Annotated in this window: 1 protein-coding gene and 1 pseudogene; both read right to left on the bottom strand. The window is 56.2% G+C overall.

What is annotated here, in order from left to right:
- Positions 1–132: 132 nt before the first annotated feature.
- Positions 133–459, bottom strand: coding sequence for a type-F conjugative transfer system pilin assembly protein TrbC (locus C8024_RS22000; protein WP_367947270.1), 327 nt, complete (start codon positions 457–459; stop codon positions 133–135).
- Positions 420–861 (bottom strand): annotated as a pseudogene (locus tag C8024_RS21995) (hypothetical protein); the annotation flags it as partial. The pseudogene C8024_RS21995 and the gene C8024_RS22000, both read right to left, overlap by 40 nt.

Raw genomic sequence — 861 nt, 5'->3', positions numbered from 1 at the left:
TCCCTGTTGTTGATTGGCAAAAGCTTTGCCTTCTTTCCTGGCCGCCTCGCGGTCCTGTGCCGCCAGTGGTGATCCGGCGGAGAAACTGATGACCGTGACAACGAGGGCAAGGCATTTAAGAAACTTCATCACTCAGCGCTCCTTCTTCAGGCGGGCAAGGTGCAGCGCGGCGAGACGCGATCCGGGACCAGCGCCGCCCGCAAATGTTTCGAGCGCATATTCTACGCTGACATTGCCCGTCATCCGGTCATGGGGCGGGACAGCGCCTGTGCAATTGAAACCATCGCAGAGCGTAAAATCGGATGAGGCCATTACGAAACTGGGCGCAGCCTTGATATCAAACGCCCGGAATAGTCTGGGATCAATACCGAGCGCGGATAATTGCTCGCCGTCCGAGGCCATAGCGGTCAGCATTTTTGTCAGCTGTTTGGCGCTGCCACCGGGGAAACCACGCAGCACCGTGACCCCGCCTGCCGCCGATGTGTCGCGAACGAGTTTTTCAAAGACTGCGACGGCATCGACAAGCTTGCAAAGGCAATGAAACGCGGTGCGTCACCGAGTTTGGCCTGAGCCATTTTTGCATGATCCGAAATCATCCGGTCGAAATCGAAGACTTCATCCATGTTGTTTTCTTTGTTGTTTGCATGTTTCCGCTCGACAGTTTGCGTATATCGTTCGTGATTAGCCCGCGCCTGGTCTTGTGTCTGACGGGCGTCGCTACGCAAATCTTCGCTGCGCAAACGGACATTTTCCGCCAGTGCTTCTGCCTCGGCGGAATAGGTTTTGGCGGACGCCCGTATGGCTTCAATATCGAGTATGTCCGAGTTCACGCTTTGCGCAGCGGCAAAACCGGTGGACGCG

This window comes from Sphingopyxis sp. BSNA05 (assembly GCF_013265645.1).
In the GTDB taxonomy this organism is placed as follows: Bacteria; Pseudomonadota; Alphaproteobacteria; order Sphingomonadales; family Sphingomonadaceae; genus Parasphingorhabdus.
Note: the sequence above shows the minus strand (reverse complement) of the source record. Positions and strands in the feature narration are given on the sequence as shown.